Here is a 21,771-nt window from a genome sequence, read left to right as displayed (position 1 = left end):
ACACCATCAAGGAGGAGTAGACAGATGACAAGGTCTGTGAAGATGACGAAAGTATTGATATTTATATGTGCGTTTATCTCTTATCTAGGGGTATCGATTATTATGCCAGTGCTGTCCCCCATCGTCCGGGAGCTGCACTTAAGCGAGAGTCAAGCAGGATGGATGGTCACGATCGGGGCGATCGGCACGGCTCTAATGGGACCGGTCTGGGGACGGTTAAGCGATCGGTTTGGCCGGAAGCCGATTATTTTGGTCGGGTTGTTCGGTTTGTGCGCAAGCTATGCCATTTATACGTACCAGATTCAGCTCGGATTTGGAGGCACATTGCCGGTGCTGACGATTTTCATCTTGATTAGCATTGGCAGGTTTCTCGTGGGGGCCTTCATTCCCGCGGTGCCAACCGCCTCACAAGCGTATATGGCCGATATTACGGCTTCCGGCGATCGTTCGTCCGGGATGGCGATCATCAGCGCTTCGAATGGCATGGGACTCGTGTTCGGGCCTGCGCTGGGCGGGGTGCTCGTGCTGTTCGGATTGATCTGGCCGTTGTATGCGGGAACGATTCTGCCGCTGATTGCGTTTTTGACCGTTATTTTTATTTTGCCGCCATCGACAGTAAGAATGGGTAAAAAACCGCAGCGGCTAATGCCTTGGCACCGAGGCGTGCGCAAGTATTTGACTCTTGGGCTTTTCGCGCTCACCGCGATTGTATCCATTCAGGTGAATACCGGTTTTTACTTCCAAGACCGGCTGGGACTATCGGTGTCTGCGACCGCCAAAATGCTCGCATTGGCGCTAACGTTAACGGGTGTTGCGATGCTGATGACGCAGCTTGTTCTGATGAGAAAGCGGGTGCTTACCCCGCTGCAGATGATCTGGATTGGAGCGCTCATGACCATCATTGGATTCGTCATCCTTTTGGCTACGGCATCCTCCTTGGCATATTATGTGGCGTTTTTCATCTTTGGGATTGGCAGCGGGCTGCAATTGCCTGGATATATGTCGGGGGCGTCGCTGGCCGTTCCGCAAGAGCAGCAGGGGGCAGTGGCAGGGTTGACGCAATCTGTGAACGGCGTCTCGGCGATCATCGCACCTGTCGCGAGCACACTTTTGTATCAAATGAATCATCTGCTCCCTTTCGCTATCTGTATTCTATTATTATGCGGTTCGATCTGGATCGCCTTAACACCAGACTCGGCTCACAAATCAGAAACGGTGAGTCCTAGTACTTAAGTCTTCTACTGATTCGACAGGCTTAGTCTGATTCACCCATCTTTCGACTTTTGTTGCTAATGTGCTTGACCGTCTGATTTTCTGACAGGTAGAATGTGTTCGGTAGCCTTACTCCCACGCGGGATAAGGTGGAAGAACATGACAATGGAGGTCAAGGTATGAAAACGCTTTACAAGGTTTTTTCGGCGATCGTGTTAGGGGGATTGCTCTTTGCGGGAACGGTATCTGCGGCGGGCAGTGTTTCCTTCAGCGACATACAGAATCATTGGGCGAAGACGACGATCGAATGGGGCGTTGAGAAAGGGATCGTAAAGGGCTACAACAATGGGATGTTCATGCCGAATCAGAACGTGACGGAGGCGGAATTCATTCGGATGCTCGTTGTGGGGATTACGGGCAAAGATTTAGAAGATAATTTCATTACCGACAATTGGTCGGACAAATATTATGATTTTCTTCATTTTAAGAACTACCCGGTGGATGGATACGCGAATCCGAAGAGCCGGAACCAGTACGTCAACCGGGCGCATGTGGCTGAGCTGGTCTCGAGCAGCGATGGTGTGAATTACGCAGGTGAGCAAGCAATCCAGTATGTACTCGGCAAAAAGTATGCGAACGGCCGCGTGAAAGGCGAGAATACGATCCAAGGCTTTATGGGCGGGGCAACGATTACGCGCGCCGAAGTGCTGCAATTGATTCGTAATCTGGTGGATCATGGCATGCAGGAGATGTATGACAGACCGCTCGAAGTGACATCCGAGGCTCGGTTGCCGAAGCTGCCGACCGCATGGGATTCGTACCGCGATGAGATGTATCTGGCGATTCGGAAAAAAGTATTCCCGAACTACACCGGATACCGCATGTACGATGACGGCGTGAACAAGATCATTCTGACGAAAACATTGCAGCAGAACCAGACGGATACGTCGGTAGCGGTGCAGTTCGAGCAGCAGATCAAAGGCTTCAGCGGTGTCTCACTGTCGAATTGTACTGATGTGGTGCAGCGGAATATGATGCTCGATATTCTGAATTTGTATGGCTTCAAGGTCGATAACACCTTCTTCAAGAAGATCGAAGAGGCCGAGAAGAACAAGAAAGAGGTGTCTGTCACAGTGGGAGGCAAGACGCTCGTGATCGACCCGCAAATTACTAGCCCAACCTCTTACGTGACGGTTTATTATAAGTGGTGGAACTAACGGAATAATGCAGAGAAAGCTTACCCGAATGTGATTGCAGGAGGGTGAGCTTTTTTTGTGTGATCGGGCGCATGATGCAGATATACTGGATTCGATCCAATAAAGCGACGCGATTTGGGTGCTGTCGGGCAGCTATACTGGATTCTAGCAGGATAGCATGCCAATATCACCTTCTACATCGCTCAAACCGACCATAGTTACTGTAAAAACCCACGGTAGCCGCCAAATCGCCACAATACGAGCCGAAGTTACTGCAAATATTCAGTATAGCCTAGGGGGTATTAGGGGTATTAGGGGTATTAGGGGAAGTGCCAAGCTAATTTTGTTTGGTATAGGACGAATGGTTGAAAGTGAGGAGATAGGCATGGCCAAGTGCAACGCCAGCAAGCCTTACCCCGCCGCTCAGACGGGGTAAGGCTCCTTTGCCCTCCCCCGACCGGAAAACGGTCGGCAAGCTGAATGAAGTTGACTGGCCTAAAAGGGAGCAGGGTATGTCCGATACAGAGCGCCAGCGTTCGCCTTTTAAAACGGGAAGTGACCATCACATATTCAATCAGACTTCCTGTTTTCAACAGCGACGAAAGCGGACATACCCAGCCCCTCTCCTGCCTGTCAACTTCATCCTCCCTTCCCGCACAAAAAGAAAAAAGACCGTTTCCCGGTCTTTTCTCCTACGATCCGCCTGTACGACGTCTCTGGTTATTCGGCTTTTTGTTATTTTGCGTGACGAGCTTCTTCGTGCCGCCTGCGCCGTTAAATTGATTCTTCTGCTCGGATTGCTGCGCCTTTTTTTGGGCAAGCTTTTGTTTGATGGCATCCGCTAGGTTTATTTTTTTCGGTTCATTGGTTTCAGACATTTTAGTTCCACCTGCCTTCAACAGATCGAAGCTTGGGCTTCGTTTCAATAGGGATTGACTACCCTTCCATTGTATACGTTTTTGCAGTCTGCTTCAAGGAGACAATGATAAAGAATGTATTCAAATTGGAACATCGATGAATAGATTAGAAGGGTGATAGGAGGTGTTGTTCTGGACGCATACTCAGATATGAAGAAAGGCGAACGAGGCGCGTGGATTAGCATTATCTCATATTTGATCTTATCCACGTTCAAGCTGATCTGCGGGGTAATCTTCGGTTCAAGTGCACTGACGGCCGATGGTCTGAATAATTTAACGGATATCATTGCATCGGTTGCGGTACTTATTGGACTTCGAATTTCCCAGAAGCCGCCAGATCAAGACCATCCCTACGGGCATTTAAGAGCGGAGACCGTAGCGGCGCTGATGGCTTCCTTTATTATGGCCACCGTCGGCATTCAGCTCTTTATTGAGACGATACGCAATTGGATAGCTGGAGGAGGCACAACAGTACCGGAGATGAATTCGGCATGGGTTGCGCTGATCTCTGCGGTGTTCATGTATCTTGTCTATCGGTATAATCGCAAGCTCGCGATTCAGATCAATAACCAAGCGTTAATGGCAGCAGCCAAAGACACACGTTCCGACGTCTTCGTTAGTATTGGCGCGGCGATCGGGATTATTGGCGCTCAATTCGGGCTTCCATGGCTCGATCGTGTGGCAGCGTTATTCGTAGCGGTCCTTATTTGCAAAACCGCATGGGATATTTTCACGGATGCGACACTTGTCCTGACCGATGGATTCGATGAGAAGCAGCTGCTTAATTTCCGTTCGAGTGTCGCACGCATTCCAGGTGTCGAGACGATCAAAGATATGAAGGCTCGGGTACATGGCAATAAAGTGCTCGTCGACGTTGTGGTTCAAGTGAATCCAGGGCTCAATATTGCGGAAGGGCATCGAATTAGTGACGAAATCGAGCGACGAATGAAGAAGAAACATAATATTATGCATGTCCATGTGCATATGGAGCCTTACGAGCATCAAAGCGAAGATTAATGGGATATTCACGTTAACCCGCAAGAAGCCTTAATTCTTTTCAGTTGGAACTGAAGAGCGTTAGGGCTTTTTAGTTTAGGTGTCGAAAAGATAAAATTTTTGACATCTTTTTAATTTCATTTTTTATATAAAATGGATAAATGTTGTATTTGATATAGTTCGATATACCTATTAAATGGGGGTAAATAAGTGAAAAGTCGCATAGAAGTAGGGTGTACAGCCCTCTATAATGAGGGAGTGACATAAATGGGAGGTGAATACATAGATAGGATTATATGTCTGTAAATGTAATTAAATAGAAACAAAATTGACATCAATGGATGATTATTTATCATATTTCGCATCTTGGAGGATACATCATGAAGAAATTAATTCTAGGTCTATTAATGGTTACTATGGTAGGTTCGGCATTTACTGCAATCCCAGCAGCCCATGCGAATGCACCCAGCAAATCGATTGTAGAATCGAAGCAATCCACAGTAACTTATGACACGACTATCGACAGGGACGACGAACTTGGCGATTTCGATCCGAATGAAGGTTCTGCTGCTTCCAATCAAGTAACAGATCCGAGAGAGATCGAGCAGTTAGAAGCTGCTCATGCGGATGATATCGCGAAATTGCGTGGAGCTGCTGCCGCATACATAGCGAGCCCGAGTGCTTCGGCTTCCGTCGCCGCAGCACCGAAGCTGACCCGAACGCAGAAAATTGAAAAAGTGGTCAAATCGGGTATGAACTACTTGGGCACACCTTATGAATTTGGCTCGAATCGGGAAAATTCGAAAACATTCGACTGTTCTGATTTTGTACGTTGGATTTACCGCCAAGCGACCGGCATTACAATGCCGACGGATTCGCGCAAGCAAGCTGCTTATGTGAAGAAGATTGGGAAGACGACAACGAACTGGAAGAATTTGAAACGCGGTGACCTGATGTTCTTCATGAGCTATAAAGGGGCCAAACCAGCGGATTACAAGAAACTTAATAAGCAAAAGCAACGGGTAACGCATGTAGGCCTGTACCTTGGCAATGGTAAAGTTCTTCATACGTATTCCAAAAAATCAGGCGGCGTTCTGGTTCAAAGCTTTGTAGGCACTCCGTTTGAATATCGCTTTATTTTCGGCGGAAGTATCCTGTAAATGAGAGAGGCAAGGAACTGCCCTTTAATTGGGCGTTTCTTGCTTTCTTTGTTTCATTTGGCATGAAAAAACCTCTATTCGCGGTCGCTCACATGACAGGACTTCGATAGAGGTTTTTCTTATAATAGATCAAGCACAGCTTGGGAACAATGCGAAGGATGATCGAATGAGGATGCTGTCATCTGCTGCAGCTGCTGCGTGCGGCGGCTGATGACGGAATCATAATCATTCACAAGACGGGAGAACCATTTATCAAGCGTCTCCGTCGATGTGAGAATTTCGGCATGTCCATTTTGAACAAAATATTCACAGTTCTCTTCTTCCTGCCCAGGAATCGGATCATAGAAGAGCATTGGGATCCGTTTGACTAATCCTTCTGTACACGTCATCCCACCAGGCTTCGAGATGAGCAGATCCGAGACGTCCATGATCTTGTGGACTTCATGCGTGTAACCAAGAATGTGAATGTTCGGATGCTGATAGTTCGGGTCCGCTTGCATCTTCTGAATCATTTTCTGGTTGCTGCCCATACAGAAGATGAATTGGATCTTGTCTTTCCACTGCGCCATATAGGTTAGCAGCCCTTCATCGAATACAAGCCCCCATCCGCCGCCCATCACCATAACCGTAGGAACCGCATGAAAGCCGAATTCGGCCCGAATCTCATCGCGGTTATGCGGCTTCCAGAAGTTCGGATGAACCGGAATGCCAGTTACCTCGATCCGGCTCTGATGAATGCCTCGTGCGAGCAGCAGCTCTCTAACGCGCGGTGTTGAGACGAGGAATTTATTCACTTCTGGATTGATCCATGTTCCATGGGCGTCATAATCCGTAATGAGCGTAAATAATGGGATATCGAGTCCAAGCCGCTTCAGCCTGGAAATCACAATATTCGGAAAAGGATGCGTACATACGATCATATCCGGCCTCAAATGTCGAATAACACTCGCGGCTTGTGCATAGAAGATCCGATGCAGCGCGAGCTGGGTAATGCGGTTTAATGGTTTCTTATATTTGTTGCGGTAGAGTTTACCGACTAATTCAGGTCTTGTACTCACGGTCTTCCGGTAGGCGGAGACGATTAAGGGTCCTACCGTAGGATTTAGAAATTTACCGAGTTCTATAACCCGCGTATGCACTTGGGGGGACAACTGCTTCAAGCCGACAGCTAAGGCATAAGCGGCTTGGGTATGCCCCGTTCCGAATGCTTCGGATAAGAGAAGGACCCGTTTCTTTCGCATGTTTTCACCTACTTCTTATACTCCATTGTAACGAAGGATTGCAGTATTGAATAGAGCATTCTATGTAAAATATCCATAAATATATAAATATGTAAGAGAAAGAATGAATAAGCATAAACGACTTCGTCGTCCATTTCATAAGACGGGAAGCTTTTAAACGAGAAATTTAAGAACAGTTTATTCGTGAAACCTTTAAATTTTATATATTGAAAAAAAGATTTTGTTTCACTTGCAATTGGTAAAAAGGCATGGTAAAGTAATGAATGACCAAGTGACCGGTTTTGAATTCTGGTCAGTCAGTTCTCGGCTCCATTATATTATACACGAAAGAAAGGAGTGTTTGTACGTTGATCATTGATCGAAGAAAACAAGTGGTTGAGGCCGCATCCAAATCTTTTGCACTGTTTGGATACAAAGCGACGACAATGGATCAGATTGCGAAGATTGCAAACGTAGGAAAAGGAACGATTTATACTTTTTTCGCAAATAAAGAAGAGCTGTTCGATGAGATCTTGCAGCAGGTTATTCAAGAGTTGGGGCATATTGTTGAAGCAGAAATTCAGGCAGATAAGCCATTCTTCGAAAATCTGTATCGTGTGCTGGATCGATCACTGGACTATCGCAGTCAACATGAGCTGGTCATTCAGTTGTCGCATGAAGTGAAGGATTTCGGGACCCAAAAGGCGAACGAAGGACTGAGCAAGATTGAATCGACGATTCTTCAGTATATAGAGCAAGCGATTCGCCAGGGCATTGCGAAGAATGAATTGAGAGCATGTGATCCTGCGGTAACTTCATTTGTGATGTTGAAGTTATATGTGGCATTAACGGCGGAGTGGCGCAAAACGCATGAACCGCTTGAGAAGGAAGCTATTAAAGAGTATTTCCGATTGTATTTTATAGAAGGATTGTCGCCTAAAGTTTAGGTATAAGAGCGTCATAACTCGATGACGTTTTTATTTTCACCAAGAATGACTAAATGACAAGAATGGTCATTCAGTATTATCATATATAAGCAGATAGAGGAGAGAAAGCATATGAAAGGTATGTCGGTGTTATCTAAAGAGATTTCCACGATCGTGAGAAGTCCAAAAGTATTAATTCCTGTCATTGCAATTTTGTTCATTCCATTATTGTATAGCGGGATCTTCCTAGGAACGTTCTGGGATCCATACGCGAAAATGAGCGAGCTGCCTGTTGCAGTCGTGAACGCGGATAAGGGGGCGAATTATGAAGGGAAATCCCTTGATGTCGGTTCCGATGTCGTGAAGAAATTGAAAGAGAACCCAGCCTTCCAGTGGCATTTCGTCGATGAAGCGGAAGCAGAGGATGGCCTTCGCAATAATCGTTATTATCTAACTGTAAAGCTTCCTGAAGATTTCTCGAAGAAAGCAACGACTTTAATGGAAGAAAAACCACAGCAAGCAGAAATCATCGTTGAATCCAATGAAGGGCACAACTTCCTCGCTGCTCAAATCGGTGGGACGGGAATGCAGACGCTGAAATCCGAAGTATCCGCTGAGGTTACAAAATCTTATACAGAGACGGTATTCGATCAGCTGACAGAGGTGTCCGAAGGATTAACAACAGCCGGTGATGGCGCAACAAAGCTATCGAACGGCGTGAATGATGCGGAATCTGGTGCAAATCTGCTTAAGAAGAATTTAGGCTTGCTCGTCTCGGGCACAAGTCAATTGAAATCTGGCGTTGATAAGCTTCAAAAAGGTTCGCAAGCTGTCGATCAAGGCGCGAAGGGGCTTCAGACAGGTGCATCGCAGCTTGCTGGCGGTCTTGGGCAATTAACTGGTGCGCAGCAGCAGTTGCTGCAAGGCGCGAATAAGGCTAAAGCAGGAACAGAACAATTGGCGCAAGGCTTGAATGCGTCGGTAGATGGCAGTGCGAAATTGTCGAGCGGCGCAGAGCAATTAGCAAAAGGTCTTGAGCAATATATTCAAGCAACGAAGAGTGAACAGAACCCAGCATTGCAGCAGCTGCTCGCAGCCAGCCAAGCGCTTGCCAAAGGTACGGCGGATCTGCATGATGGTCAAGTGAAGTTAAGCCAAGGCGCAACACAGCTTGAAGCAGGGCAAGCACAGCTGCAAGGCGGTATGACGCAATTTGGTACGAAACTGTCTGAAGCGGCTGCTGGCGGTAAAGCACTTGCTGCCGGAGCCAAGAAGCTCGCAGCAGGTACGGCTCAGCTCCCTGGCGGCATGAAGCAAGTTGGCGATGCTGTTGTTAAATTATCCAGCGGTTCCACGCAATTAAATGATGGTGCAGGCAAGTTAACAGAAGGTCTTGTGAAGCTGAAAGACGGTTCTAGTGAACTGGCTACAAAGCTGAATGATGCAGCAGATAAAACGTCGGGTATCCATGGCACAGATGAACGTGTTGATATGTTCGCGACACCTGTAACACTCGTTGAGAAGAGCATTAACAAAGTGCCGAACTATGGTACGGGATTTGCGCCATACTTCTTATCGCTAGGATTATTCGTCGGCGCCTTGATCTCCACGATTGTCATTCCACTGCGTGAAAGCCCGGTTGCGAATGCTTCTGGCTGGAGCCGGTTCGTGAGCAAGACATTTATTCTAATTGGTATCGGTGTCCTTCAAGCGCTATTCGCAGATGCGATTCTGCTGTACGGACTAGGGCTGGAAGTAGAAAGCGTGTCCTTGTTCGTGGTATTCAGTATTGTAACGAGCTTAACGTATATGTTCATCGTTCAAGGTCTTGTTACGGCGCTGGGCAACCCAGGACGATTCGCTGCGATCGTAATCTTGATCTTGCAATTGACGACTTGCGGCGGTACCTTCCCGGTTGAATTGACGCCGAAGTTCTATCAAATGTTAGGCGCTTGGCTCCCAATGACTTATACAGTCAATGGATTCAAAGCGATCATTTCGATGGGCGACCATGCCATGATGTGGCATAATGTTGGAATCTTATCCATCTTTGCGGCCATTTTCTTGGTATTAACTTTCGTATTCTTCCAAGCTGTCTATGGTAATAAAAAGGAAAATGCAGTAGTATAATCGTATAGAATATGAGAAATGCTCCAGAATGCACAGATATGCGCTTCTGGAGCATTTTTTCTATCGTTTTACCATGTACATTTTTGCACAAACTTTAGATTTTTTTGCTGAAAATAGTATAAACTTTCTTATCACGACCATAAAAAGAATTAAATTGTCTTGACTTTTTACGGGTGATACAATGATTGAACAATATTGGCACTGTATACGTTTTTGACACTTTGAATAACTTCTAATTACTCTTTGAAAGGTTGCGATGCTACGATGATACAGAACGGTAATGGCCTGCCTCCGAAACAGGGATTATACGATCCACAATATGAAAAAGATGCCTGTGGTATGGGGTTCGTTGCGCACATCAAAGGTCACAAGTCGCACGAAATTGTACGACAAGCGCTAACCGTCTTGGTGAACATGGAGCACCGCGGCGGTCAAGGAAGTGAACCAAATACAGGAGACGGCGCAGGAATTATGATTCAGATCCCGCATCGGTTCCTCGTTCGAGAAATGGGTGCGTTGGGTGTTACGCTGCCTGAAGCGGGACAATATGGCGTGGGGATGCTGTTCATGTCGCAAGACGAAGCGTTACGGACGAAGCATGAAGAGATTCTCGCATCGATCGTACAAGAGGAAGGACAGCAGCTGCTCGGTTACAGAACGGTTCCGACGAATGATGAGAAACTGGGGAAATCGGCGAAAGCGGTTAAGCCTTTTGTGCGCCAAGTGATCATCGGTCGCTCCGAGGCGCTTGCTGCAGCGGATGATCTTGCTTTTGAACGGAAATTGTATGTGATTCGTAAACGCGCTGAACAAGCGATCCGTTACGCGGGTGGAGAAGGCGCGGATACCTTCTATATTTCAAGCTTTTCCTGTCGAAAGGTCGTCTACAAGGGGATGCTGACGACAGAGCAAGTCGGAGATTTTTATGTGGACTTGCAGGATTCGGCGCTCGAATCCGCGATTGCGCTGATTCACTCGAGATTCAGTACGAATACGTTCCCAAGCTGGGAGCGGGCCCATCCTTACCGTTATTTGATTCATAACGGTGAGATCAACACGCTTCGCGGGAACGTGAACTGGATGCATGCGCGTCAGACGTTGGTTGCATCGGATGTGTTCGGAGAAGATATAGCGAAGATTATGCCGATCATTAACCAAGACGGTTCGGATACGGCGATGTTCGATAATACGTTGGAGTTCTTGTATCTGGCAGGGCGCTCTCTGCCGCATGTTGCAATGATGATGGTGCCAGAGCCATGGTCGAACCATGAGAGTATGGATCCAGCGAAACGTGCATTTTATCAATATCACAGCTCGTTAATGGAGCCTTGGGATGGCCCTGCTGCGATGGGCTTTACGGATGGCGTTCAGATCGGTGCGATTCTTGACCGGAATGGACTTCGCCCGGCGCGTTATGTCGTGACCAAAGACGACATGATTGTACTTGCGTCAGAGGCAGGCGTACTGGAGCTGGATCAAGAGCGTATCCTCTATAAGGACCGTCTGCGTCCAGGTCGGATGCTGCTCGTTGATACTGCGCAAGGACGAATTATTTCGGACGAGGAAGTCAAAGCGGAGATCGCTGCAGAGCATCCGTATCAGGAATGGCTTGATGAGCATCTGGTGGCGCTTGAAGATTTGCCGGATGCGAAGGAACTTCCGGAACCGGACCGTGTAGCGGTTCACCGTCGTCAATTGGCTTTTGGATACAGCTATGAAGAGCTGCGCAAAGTGCTCGAGCCGATGGCGGTAACGGGACAGGAAGCAATTGGATCCATGGGATACGATGCTCCGCTAGCTGTGCTATCGGATCATCCTCAACGTTTATATAACTATTTCAAGCAAATGTTCGCGCAAGTGACGAACCCGCCGATCGATGCGATTCGGGAGGAAATCGTTACGGCGACAGGCACAACGATCGGTCCAGAGCGCAATCTATTGAAGCCGGAGCCAGAGAGCTGCCGTCAGATTCATCTGAGTACACCAGTCTTGTCGAATGAAGAGTTCGCGAAGCTGCGCCATCTGCATCGTCCAGGTTTCAAGTCGATTACGATTCCGATGTTCTTCTTCGCGAATGAGGGAAGCCAAGGTCTGCGTGATGCGCTGCAAGTGATGTGCGATGCGGCGGATCGGGTCATTGCCAAGGGGCATAACATCATTATTTTGTCTGACCGTGGGATTGATGCGGAGAACGCGGCGATTCCGGCCCTTCTGGCTGTATCGACGCTTCATCACCATCTGATTCGCCAAGGCACAAGAACAAAAGTCAGCATCTTGCTCGAATCCGGCGAACCGCGTGAAGTACATCATTTTGCCTTGCTGCTAGGTTATGGCGTCAGTGCGGTGAACCCGTACCTTGCCTTCGAGACGCTCGATGATATGATTCGCCAAGGATTGCTTCACGGGGTTACTCATGAGAAAGCCGTGAAGAACTTCATTAAGGCTGCGACGAAGGGTGTCGTGAAAATTCTATCCAAGATGGGAATCTCGACGATTCAATCGTACCGCGGAGCTCAAATCTTCGAAGCTGTCGGCTTGAAAGAAGAATTCGTGGATGCATATTTCACCTGGACGCCTTCTCGCATTGGCGGGATTGGTCTTGAGGAGATTACGGAAGAAACGCTTGCTCCGCATCGTCGTGCTTTTGAGGAAGGAACAGCCAATGATCTGACGCTCGATTCGGGTGGCGAGTATCAATGGCGTAAAGACGGGGAAGATCATTTGTTCAGCCCACAGACGATTCATACGCTGCAGCATGCGTGCCGCACGAATGATTACAAACTATACAAGAAATTCTCGAACCTTGTACAGGGTGAGAATAAGAAGCATCTAACGCTACGTTCATTGCTAGATTTCAAGCATGCAGGAGTTCCCGTGCCGATTGAGGAAGTGGAATCCATCGAATCGATTATGAGCCGCTTCAAGACGGGGGCGATGTCCTTTGGTTCGATTAGTAAAGAAGCGCATGAGAGCCTTGCGATTGCGATGAACCGCATTGGAGGAAAAAGTAATACCGGCGAAGGCGGCGAAGATCCAGCACGGTTCATTCCGGATGCGAATGGCGATTTACGCCGCAGCGCGATCAAGCAGGTCGCATCGGGCCGCTTTGGTGTTACTTCGAACTATCTCGTGAATGCTGATGAGATTCAGATCAAGATGGCGCAAGGTGCGAAGCCAGGTGAAGGCGGTCAGCTGCCAGCACGTAAAGTATATCCTTGGGTTGCGGAAGTTCGCGGCTCAACGCCAGGCGTGGGGCTGATCTCGCCGCCGCCGCATCATGATATCTATTCGATCGAAGATTTGGCTGAATTAATTTATGACCTGAAGAACGCTAATCCACGTGCCCGTATCAATGTAAAGCTTGTATCCGAGGTCGGCGTGGGTACGATTGCAGCAGGTGTTGCGAAAGGCCGCGCAGATGTCATTCTCGTGAGCGGTTATGACGGCGGAACCGGCGCATCGCCGCAAGGATCGATTCGTCATGCAGGGATGCCTTGGGAGTTAGGGCTTGCTGAGACGCATCAGACGCTCATGATCAATAACCTTCGGGATCGTGTTGTTGTCGAGACGGATGGGAAGATGATGAACGGCCGCGACGTTGCTATTGCTGCGTTGCTCGGTGCCGAGGAGTATGGATTCTCGACATCGCCATTAATCGTTCTTGGCTGCATCATGATGCGTGTCTGCCAACTGGATACGTGTCCGGTAGGGGTCGCGACCCAAAATCCAGAGCTGCGTAAGAATTTCACAGGTGACCCTGAGCATGTCGCGAATTACATGCGATTCATTGCTCAAGAATTCCGTGAGATTATGGCAGAGCTAGGATTCCGTACTGTGAATGAGATGGTTGGACGTACAGAGTATCTAGACGCGAAGCAAGCGATCACGCATTGGAAATCCAAAGGCGTCGATCTCTCCTCGATGTTGTATCAACCAGAAATGACTGAGGACAGCGAACGCTATTGTGTGCAGTCTCAGAACCATGGCCTGGAGCTGACGCTCGACATGAGAAAGCTGGTGCCGCTTGCTGAGCAGGCGCTCGCATCAGGTACACCTGTTGAAGCGACGCTGCCGATCACGAACGTGGATCGCGCAACAGGGACGATTCTCGGCAGTGAAGTGACGCGCCTGTATGGTGCAGCAGGGCTACCGGAGGATACGATTCGTTTCAACTTTGTAGGGACAGCAGGCCAGAGTCTCGGCGCTTTCATTCCGAAAGGGATGACGTTAGCGGTGGAGGGGGATTCCAACGACTATGTGGGCAAAGGGTTATCCGGTGGTAAGTTGATTGTAAGACCGTCTGCGAAGGCAACATTCCAGGCTGAAGAGAATGTCATTATCGGGAATACGGCGTTCTACGGCGCAACATCTGGTAAAGCTTACATTAACGGGATCGCGGGTGAGCGATTCGCGGTTCGGAACTCCGGCGCACATGTCGTGGTAGAAGGCGTTGGTGATCATGGTTGCGAGTATATGACAGGTGGGCGAGTCGTTGTACTCGGTGCTACAGGACGTAACTTTGCTGCTGGGATGTCAGGCGGTATCGCGTATGTTCTTGATACGGATCAGAGCTTCATGAATCGCGTGAATCTGGAGATGGTGCTGCTCGAGCGTGTTGAGGATGCGGAAGAAGTGAAGGAACTGCGCACGATGATCGAAGAACATGTTCGGTACACGGGCAGTAAGATCGGGGAGCGGATCCTCTCCGATTGGGATGCGACACTATCGCGGTTCATCCGTGTGATTCCGAAGGATTATAAGAAAATGCTCGAATACATCGCAAAAGCTGAAGCGAAAGGACTTGAGGGCGAGAAGGCATTAATGTCGGCTTTCGAGACCAGTATGCGTGAAGTGGTAAAGGTATAGTCGAGTGTGGATAGAACCTCAATCCGTTCAAGAACGGATTGAGGTTTTTTTGTTGTTTTCATAAGTTGAAGTAGACGTGGAGTAGATCAGAAAAGGGAATGGGTATGGGGTGGATAAGCGAAGCGTTCGTCTTTAAAATCGTGACAAAAACCGCTGACAACATGCATACAAGGAGACGCGATTTAAACCGCGATTGGAGTCCATACCCATCCCTACACATGCTCAAACGTATGGGTTTCGTATAGAATTGAGTCGTTATAACAGCTTCTATAGGACCACTTTAACACTTTAAACTAAACCTAAATGGATTCGACAAAAATAGAATGAAAAACGGGAGTATCCCTTCCAGATAACGACAACATCCTGGGATCGCTTCATTTATAATAAGGCTTGTGTTCCATTAGGAAGTCCAAAACTGCCGGCCAGATGATGACATACATAGGAATATCGAGAGAAGCGAGGGTACATAACATGAGCGAAGAGCAAGCTGTTGGAACCGAATCGGTTCATAAGGTCGCGGATGCGCCGCCGGCAAAGATTGAGATTGATGTCTTGAAATTGCTGCACCAGCTCGGAATTGAGGAAGATCGATGGCCACTGGAGATCATACAGAAGCGTGTGCTGCTCGATCCCTCTTAACAAACGAACAATCCTCAGTCAAATGAATGGAGAGAGAATTTTCATTCACTTGATTGAGGATTGTTATGTTTTCCACTTCTTAAGATTTCATCATGCGTTCAGCACGAACGAATGCGATGAAGCGGCGGGCTTCATCATCGGTTAATTGTTGTCCATCGACGGTAAGATTGAAGCGTTCTAAGAGTTCCGAATCGGAGAGCTCTAATTGTTCCGTGAACTGTTCAATTTCAGGATCTAGAGCGTGCTGGGCGGTATTCGTTCTTCCAATGAGGTAGTCGATGGAGACTTGGAATAAATCGGCTAACTGCGTTAAAGTCTCAAAATCTGGTTTTCTGCGGTTCTTCTCATAGTGTGACAGCGCTGCACGGCTGATGCCGATCATCGTTGCCAACTCCTCTTGCGTCCACCCTTTTTGCTCCCGCAGTTCTGAGATTCGATTCCCGTTTTTCATATGTTTTCCTCCCCAAGGATGCTATGCAATATAAATACGACAACGATAAAAAACGCTTGACATGTTACAAATTGTATCGTAAATTAATAGTGTCATCTATGATACAAAATGTATCGACAAACGATATTATGAAACAACAAGTAGCATTATTCCCTTTTTTTAGCTAGGTTAACCATGCTCATTCCCATCAATAGAAGAAGGAATCGGTGTATGCAACATAAACAAAAACCTATCGGAAGAAAGAATATCAGACTTCGGCTCATCCCACCTCAAATCGGCCAATTATCTATTGAAGCCGTCAATGGCGAGCCTGTGAAGAGCAATACGCATCCCGTGCTTATCGTCCACATGAGCCCTTCAGGATTGCGAATATGCTCGCACCTCAAGTTTCCTGTAGAGTCCCACTATGAATTGCGAATTGAAATGCGAATACTTCAAGTTCATTTGGAACTGAGAGGCGCTGTTGAGTGGAGGACTGAAGAAGAGAACTTGTACGAATACGGCGTTACGCTGCTTCAGACTGAGGCTGAGAGGCTCCTCTTAAGTAAATTACTCCATGATTATCTTCGATCAATCATTCCTGAGCAAGAGCGAATTCATCAATTATATAGCATATTGTTACGATCTGTGTCATCGGATCACTAGAATATCATTTTACTATATTTCTGACAGCCGTGCATTAGTGAAATAGTCGCAAAAAAAGGGAATCAGGTGAGCGATATGATCGACACGCATTGTCATATTTTGCCGAATTGTGATGATGGACCAAAGACGTCAGAAGGCTCCATTCGTATGGCTCAAGCGGCTGTAAGGCAAGGAATACATACGATTATTGCAACACCTCACCACGCGACTCGAAAATACAATAATGCGTCATCCAAGATTATACGAGCAGTGCGGCTCTTGAACGCCAAGCTGAAGAAGCAAGGCATTCCACTGACGGTTCTGCCGGGGCAGGAGTTCCGCCTCACCGAAGCTTATCGCACAGATTATCGCAAAGGCCGCATCCAGACGTTAGCGGGCACCTCTTATTTACTCGTCGAATTGCCTTCCAGACTTGTTCCAGACTACTTCATGGATTTCCTCGCTTATATGAATCGACATCATACTCACATCATCATTGCTCACCCAGAACGAAATTTCGAGATTATTAAACAACCTGCGATGTTACAGCATTGGCTTACACATGGTGTATTACTGCAAGTTACGACACAGTCGCTCGTTGGTTATTTTGGCAAGAAGATTCAAGAGACGGCGAAATGGATCTGCAAAAAGCAATGGGCTCATTTGATTGCATCCGATGCACATGATCCTGATCAGCGGAAATTCTATATTCGTGAAGGAAGCAAAATCGTGGTGGAATGCTCAGGGGCGACCTACCTGTCACAGTTGCATGCGAATGCGGCTCACCTCATTCGGGGGAGGAGATCATGACAGCGAATGTCAGTGCTCTGCTTGAGCAGAAGCATAGGGATGAAATCTAGCCAAGGCGGAGGGATGAATCATGGAACTGAAATTATTGATACGTATGTTATGGAAAAGAGTATGGTTCCTGCTATTGACGGTCGTCATCTGCACGACAGCGGCAGGCGTATACAGCATATACGGGATGAAACCGGCCTATGAGGCATCCAGCACCCTAATTGTGAACAAGTCCAATCTGGACGCAGAAGGCAAACCCTCTCTCGATATTAACGAGATTAATTCGAACATTATGCTGATTAACTCCTATAAAGAGATTCTGAGCTCCGGCAAAATCATGGATCAGGTCGTCATCAAACATGCCGAACTGAAAGTGTCGGCACAAGATTTAAGAGATCGGCTGAAAGTGATTACGACCCAGAACTCGCAGATTATTACGCTCACCATCCGTGATAACTCGTATGCGCAAGCAATGAACATCGTGAACGCTGTTGCACAGGTATTCAAAGAAGAGATTCCCAAGATCATGAAAATTGATAATATCTCCATTCTCGACACCGCACAGCCTCAGACAGACCCAGCGCCAGTGAGTCCGCTTATTAAACTCAATATTGTCATTGCTTTTGTTGCTTCATTATTGATCGCCGTAGGGATTGTTCTCCTGAAGGAATATTTAGACGATACGATCAAGACCGACTATGATGTCGAGCGTTATCTAGATATGCCAACCTTAGGAACGGTTGGACGAATGAGCAAGCGTGATCTCCGATCGAGAGCGCGTGTCAAAGCGAAGAGCAAAGTGGGGGAGCAGCAATATGCGACGATCAGCCAATGAAGCCAAATTAATCATGGACATCAATCGAAGATCACCGATCGCAGAAGCTTATCGGGGACTGCGTACGAATATTCAATTCTCGAGCTGGAAGCATGAGCTGCGTGTGCTCGCTGTCACTTCGACGTTAGCCGGCGAAGGAAAGACGACAACAATCAGCAATCTAGCCGTGGCTTATGCGCAGGAAGGGAAGAAGGTACTGCTCATCGACGGGGATTTAAGGCATCCCTCATTGTATGCCATGTTCAACATGACGAACAAATTGGGACTTTCGAACATATTAGCGAACCAATGCCCATATCATGAGACGGTGCGCCTGACGTCGATCGAGAATCTCTCGATCATCCCTTCAGGACCGATTCCTCCGAACCCGGCAGAGCTGCTCTCATCAGAGAAGTTCACCGAGCTGATTGAGCAGGTGAAAGTAGAATATGATCTGATCCTGATTGATACGGCGCCCGTGATGGCCGTAGCTGACGGACTGGTCATCTCGACGGTCAGCGATGGTGTCATTCTCGTCGTGATGGCAGGTAAAGCGAAACGGGAGCATATTGTGAAGGCTAAAGAGAAGCTGCTGCACGTTCAAGCACATCTCTTGGGTGTCGTTCTGAACAATAAGAAGTTCCATAAGTCCGAGGCGAATCCTTACTACTATTATGGCCTGCAACACAATGAATGAACGCCCAAGGTCATGTCTACTGCACCTCTATCACGGTAGGCACTCGGTCATGCTGTGGGTACGCAAGTACCTTAGACGTTCATCGTCGGTGGTGTGGTGTGAGGCCGGGTTAAATGCCCGTTATCATACTTCGTGATGGAAGTATGAGTTATGGGGTTACGGACCCTATAGCTCATGTGTCGATCTACGAGTTATGTGGTGGTTGATACGTATGAAGAACATGGTAAGTGGGGGAAACGTGAAATGAGCAGAGTGAGAAAAGCGATTATACCAGCTGCAGGGCTCGGGACGAGATTTTTACCTGCGACAAAAGCCATGCCGAAGGAAATGCTTCCGATCGTCGATAAGCCAACGATTCAGTATATCGTTGAAGAAGCCATTGCCTCCGGCATCGAAGACATTATTATTGTGACCGGCAAGGGGAAACGAGCGATTGAAGACCATTTCGATTACGCATATGAGCTCGAGAATAATCTGCTCGAAAAAGGGAAGCTGGATTTGCTCGAACAGGTGCAGCGATCCTCGAAAGTGGAGATTCATTATATCCGGCAGAAGGAAGCGAAGGGGTTAGGTCATGCCGTGTGGTGTGCACGAAATTTCATAGGGAACGAGCCTTTCGCTGTCCTGCTTGGAGACGATATTGTCCGATCGGAGAAGCCTTGTATCGGTCAACTGATCGAACAGTATGAGATGTACGGACGGTCGGTGTTAGGCGTAGGTCCGGTTCCATACGAGCAGACGCATCGTTACGGCATCATCGATCCATTGCATGTGCTGGACGCGAGCGGACGGACTTATTCCATTCAGAGGGTGGTAGAGAAGCCGGCAGTAGGCGAAGCACCATCGAATCTGGCGATTATGGGCAGATATGTCCTCACGCCGGAGATTTTTACGTTCCTCGATCGCCAAGAGATTGGCTACGGAGGCGAAATTCAATTGACAGATGCGATTGGACAGCTTCAATTGCTGCAAGGGGCGATCGCCTATGAATTTATCGGGGAACGATTTGATGTGGGTGAGAAGCTGGGCTTTATTCTGACCACAGTGGATTTTGCGCTGCGTGAGCAGGAGCTCAGGTTAGATCTGTTAAGAGAACTGGACCGGATGCTGCAGGCCGAGAAGCAAGGAAGAGTACATTGAGGGGTGAATAGTCGTGAGTTTGCCGCAACGGCAGGGGGATTATGAAGTTCAATTACAAGTACATAAGCAGGCGAGCAATCTGTTTTTTGTCATGATGAAGCGGGTTATCGATGTCGTAATTTCTTGTATCGCATGTGTTGTCATTTCGCCGTTACTGTTATTTCTCTGGATTCTGATAAAGATCGAAGAGCCCGGAGCGCCTGGGATCTACAGACAGATTCGGATCGGTAAGGACGGGAAGCCATTCGAGATGTATAAATTCCGATCCATGGTACGGGATGCGGAAGCGAGGCAGCAGGATCTACTCCATAAGAATGAAATTCAAGGCGCGATGTTCAAAATGAAGAACGATCCGCGGGTGACGCCGATTGGGCGCATTATTCGCCGAACGAGTCTGGATGAGCTGCCGCAGTTATTCAATGTCATTCGAGGGGAAATGAGTCTGGTTGGTCCTAGGCCGCCGCTCCCCCGTGAAGTGAATGAATACACCTCTTATGATCTGCAGCGACTAACCGTCATCCCTGGATGTACGGGTCTTTGGCAGGTTAGCGGCCGGAATCAGCTCGGGTTCAAAGAGATGGTAGAACTGGATCTTCAATATATTCGCAAACAATCCATTCTCTTCGATCTCTTGATTCTCCTCAAAACGGTACGCGTATTGGTTGGAACGAAAGATGCTTTCTAAAAATTATACATAAGGGTAGGGTCTCCTATGGTAGAGAAGGTATGTGTAGTTGGGTTAGGTTATATTGGGCTTCCGACGGCGAGTCTGCTGGCGATTAAAGGGCTCCATGTCCATGGCGTTGACGTGAATCAGCATGCGGTTGATCGGATCAGCCAAGGTGAGGTTCATATCTATGAGCCGGACCTTGATATTATGGTGAAAGCGGCAGTACAGAGCGGTCAGCTGCAAGTGTCGACAAAGCCGGCGGAGGCGGATGTCTTCATCCTAGCGGTACCGACTCCTTTTCAAGATCATCAAAAGCCGGATCTGTCCTATGTGGAACAAGCGGTTCAATCCATTGTGCCGTATCTGCGACCAGGGAATATCGTCATTTTGGAATCGACGAGCCCGATCGGAACAACGGAGAAGATCACGGAATGGATTCTGGAAGCTAGAACCGATCTGAACATATCGGAAGCCATGCATGCCATCCAGCAGCGAATCTATGTTGCGCATTGTCCGGAACGGGTGATGCCGGGGCAAATCCTGCGCGAATTGGTCGAAAACGATCGGATCATCGGCGGGGTAGACGGACCATCGACGAATCGAGCCGTCTTGTTCTACAGGCAATTCGTGAGCGGCAAAATTCTGGAGACGAATGCGCGCACGGCCGAAATGGCGAAGTTGACCGAGAATTCGTTCCGCGATGTGAATATCGCGTTCGCCAACGAGCTGTCGCTGATCTGTGATCAACTCGATATTAATGTCTGGGAGATGATTCGGCTCGCCAATCATCACCCAAGGGTCAATATCCTTCAGCCGGGTCCGGGTGTCGGCGGTCACTGTATCGCTGTCGACCCGTGGTTCCTCGTCGATGCTGCGCCAGAGCAGGCCAGATTGATTCATACGGCGAGGATTGTAAATGATTATAAGCCTGGGTATGTGATCGAGAAAATTGCCGAGCGGGCAAAGAGACTGAAATCTCCTGTGATTGCTTGTCTAGGTCTTTCTTTTAAAGCAAATATCGATGATCTGCGTGAGAGCCCTTCCTTGGCCATCGTACAGCATCTCTCGCGAATGGAGCTTGGAACGATTCATGTTGTAGAACCGCATATTCAGGCACTGCCGGCATCACTGTCATCGGAGCATATCCGCCTGACGGGTACGGAAGAAGCGATCCGTAAATCGGATATCGTGGTGCTGCTCGTGAATCATGAAGCCTTCCAAGGGATTGACCGGGATCTATTGCAAGAGAAGATAGTCATCGATACGAGAGGGTTCTTCACGGACCAGTCCCGGATCAAGGTTGGGGTGTGAGTAG

General features: G+C 48.1%; 18 protein-coding genes. 15 read left to right on the top strand and 3 right to left on the bottom strand.

The genetic code is table 11. From position 1 onward, the window contains the following. The first annotated feature begins 24 nt into the window (after nucleotides 1-24). Nucleotides 25-1,233 (top strand): MFS transporter, encoded by a 1,209-nt coding sequence (locus GCU39_RS20075; RefSeq protein WP_152395134.1) that lies wholly within the window; start codon nucleotides 25-27, stop codon nucleotides 1,231-1,233. A gap of 158 nt (nucleotides 1,234-1,391) precedes the next feature. After that, complete coding sequence (locus GCU39_RS20070) at nucleotides 1,392-2,429, top strand: S-layer homology domain-containing protein (protein WP_152395133.1); 1,038 nt, start codon at nucleotides 1,392-1,394, stop codon at nucleotides 2,427-2,429. A 671-nt stretch (nucleotides 2,430-3,100) separates the two neighbouring features. Here the strand turns inward: GCU39_RS20070 and GCU39_RS20065 are convergent. Then, nucleotides 3,101-3,286, bottom strand: coding sequence for a hypothetical protein (locus GCU39_RS20065; protein ID WP_152395132.1), 186 nt, complete (start codon nucleotides 3,284-3,286; stop codon nucleotides 3,101-3,103). Nucleotides 3,287-3,475: 189 nt separating this feature from the next. Between GCU39_RS20065 and GCU39_RS20060 the strand changes: the two genes are divergently transcribed. Both GCU39_RS20060 and GCU39_RS20055 read left to right on the top strand, forming a co-directional pair. Beyond that, on the top strand, nucleotides 3,476-4,342 hold the full coding sequence (locus tag GCU39_RS20060; RefSeq protein WP_321575595.1) for a cation diffusion facilitator family transporter: 867 nt from the start codon (nucleotides 3,476-3,478) through the stop codon (nucleotides 4,340-4,342). Between the two features lie 359 nt (nucleotides 4,343-4,701). Continuing rightward, entirely contained in the window at nucleotides 4,702-5,481 is a 780-nt protein-coding gene (locus tag GCU39_RS20055) for a C40 family peptidase (RefSeq protein ID WP_227793278.1), read from the top strand. A gap of 119 nt (nucleotides 5,482-5,600) precedes the next feature. Here GCU39_RS20055 and GCU39_RS20050 read toward each other — a convergent pair whose 3' ends face one another. After that, entirely contained in the window at nucleotides 5,601-6,722 is a 1,122-nt protein-coding gene (locus GCU39_RS20050; RefSeq protein WP_152395131.1) for an MGDG synthase family glycosyltransferase, read from the bottom strand. A 347-nt stretch (nucleotides 6,723-7,069) separates the two neighbouring features. On the opposite strand from GCU39_RS20050, the gene GCU39_RS20045 reads away from it, so the two are divergent. From GCU39_RS20045 to GCU39_RS31600, 4 genes are all read left to right on the top strand, one after another. Next, the gene (locus GCU39_RS20045; protein ID WP_152395130.1) at nucleotides 7,070-7,648 is read left to right on the top strand and encodes a TetR/AcrR family transcriptional regulator; all 579 of its coding nucleotides are present in this window, start codon (nucleotides 7,070-7,072) and stop codon (nucleotides 7,646-7,648) included. 111 nt (nucleotides 7,649-7,759) lie between these two features. Then, nucleotides 7,760-9,757: a YhgE/Pip domain-containing protein gene (locus GCU39_RS20040; protein WP_152395129.1), complete on the top strand. Its 1,998-nt coding sequence runs from the start codon at nucleotides 7,760-7,762 to the stop codon at nucleotides 9,755-9,757. A 264-nt stretch (nucleotides 9,758-10,021) separates the two neighbouring features. Then, nucleotides 10,022-14,623 carry a glutamate synthase large subunit gene (gltB, locus tag GCU39_RS20035; protein WP_152395128.1) on the top strand — a complete coding sequence of 1,534 codons (4,602 nt, stop codon included), beginning with the start codon at nucleotides 10,022-10,024 and terminating at the stop codon, nucleotides 14,621-14,623. Between the two features lie 471 nt (nucleotides 14,624-15,094). Continuing rightward, nucleotides 15,095-15,262 (top strand): hypothetical protein, encoded by a 168-nt coding sequence (locus GCU39_RS31600; protein WP_193726558.1) that lies wholly within the window; start codon nucleotides 15,095-15,097, stop codon nucleotides 15,260-15,262. A 79-nt stretch (nucleotides 15,263-15,341) separates the two neighbouring features. Here GCU39_RS31600 and GCU39_RS20030 read toward each other — a convergent pair whose 3' ends face one another. Beyond that, nucleotides 15,342-15,713, bottom strand: a complete 372-nt coding sequence (locus tag GCU39_RS20030; RefSeq protein ID WP_152395127.1) for a helix-turn-helix domain-containing protein — start codon at nucleotides 15,711-15,713, stop codon at nucleotides 15,342-15,344. A 210-nt stretch (nucleotides 15,714-15,923) separates the two neighbouring features. Between GCU39_RS20030 and GCU39_RS20025 the strand changes: the two genes are divergently transcribed. The 7 genes from GCU39_RS20025 (at nucleotide 15,924) to wecC (ending at nucleotide 21,767) form a co-directional block, all read left to right on the top strand. Next, the gene (locus GCU39_RS20025; protein ID WP_152395126.1) at nucleotides 15,924-16,358 is read left to right on the top strand and encodes a hypothetical protein; all 435 of its coding nucleotides are present in this window, start codon (nucleotides 15,924-15,926) and stop codon (nucleotides 16,356-16,358) included. A gap of 75 nt (nucleotides 16,359-16,433) precedes the next feature. Beyond that, nucleotides 16,434-17,147 (top strand): tyrosine-protein phosphatase, encoded by a 714-nt coding sequence (locus GCU39_RS20020; protein ID WP_227793654.1) that lies wholly within the window; start codon nucleotides 16,434-16,436, stop codon nucleotides 17,145-17,147. A 70-nt stretch (nucleotides 17,148-17,217) separates the two neighbouring features. Continuing rightward, nucleotides 17,218-17,970, top strand: a complete 753-nt coding sequence (locus GCU39_RS20015; RefSeq protein ID WP_152395124.1) for a YveK family protein — start codon at nucleotides 17,218-17,220, stop codon at nucleotides 17,968-17,970. Further along, on the top strand, nucleotides 17,951-18,646 hold the full coding sequence (locus GCU39_RS20010; RefSeq protein WP_152395123.1) for a CpsD/CapB family tyrosine-protein kinase: 696 nt from the start codon (nucleotides 17,951-17,953) through the stop codon (nucleotides 18,644-18,646). The genes GCU39_RS20015 and GCU39_RS20010 overlap by 20 nt, the downstream gene beginning before the upstream one ends. A 243-nt stretch (nucleotides 18,647-18,889) precedes the next feature. Further along, on the top strand, nucleotides 18,890-19,786 hold the full coding sequence (galU, locus tag GCU39_RS20005) for a UTP--glucose-1-phosphate uridylyltransferase GalU (RefSeq protein ID WP_152395122.1): 897 nt from the start codon (nucleotides 18,890-18,892) through the stop codon (nucleotides 19,784-19,786). 19 nt (nucleotides 19,787-19,805) lie between these two features. Beyond that, the gene (locus tag GCU39_RS20000) at nucleotides 19,806-20,471 is read left to right on the top strand and encodes a sugar transferase (RefSeq protein WP_227793653.1); all 666 of its coding nucleotides are present in this window, start codon (nucleotides 19,806-19,808) and stop codon (nucleotides 20,469-20,471) included. 27 nt (nucleotides 20,472-20,498) lie between these two features. Then, entirely contained in the window at nucleotides 20,499-21,767 is a 1,269-nt protein-coding gene (gene wecC, locus GCU39_RS19995; RefSeq protein ID WP_152395121.1) for a UDP-N-acetyl-D-mannosamine dehydrogenase, read from the top strand. The last annotated feature ends 4 nt before the right edge of the window (nucleotides 21,768-21,771 follow it).

Source organism: Paenibacillus guangzhouensis (genome assembly GCF_009363075.1).
GTDB classification, from domain to species: Bacteria; Bacillota; Bacilli; order Paenibacillales; family Paenibacillaceae; genus Paenibacillus_K; species Paenibacillus_K guangzhouensis.
This window is presented reverse-complemented; position numbering and strand designations above follow the sequence as displayed.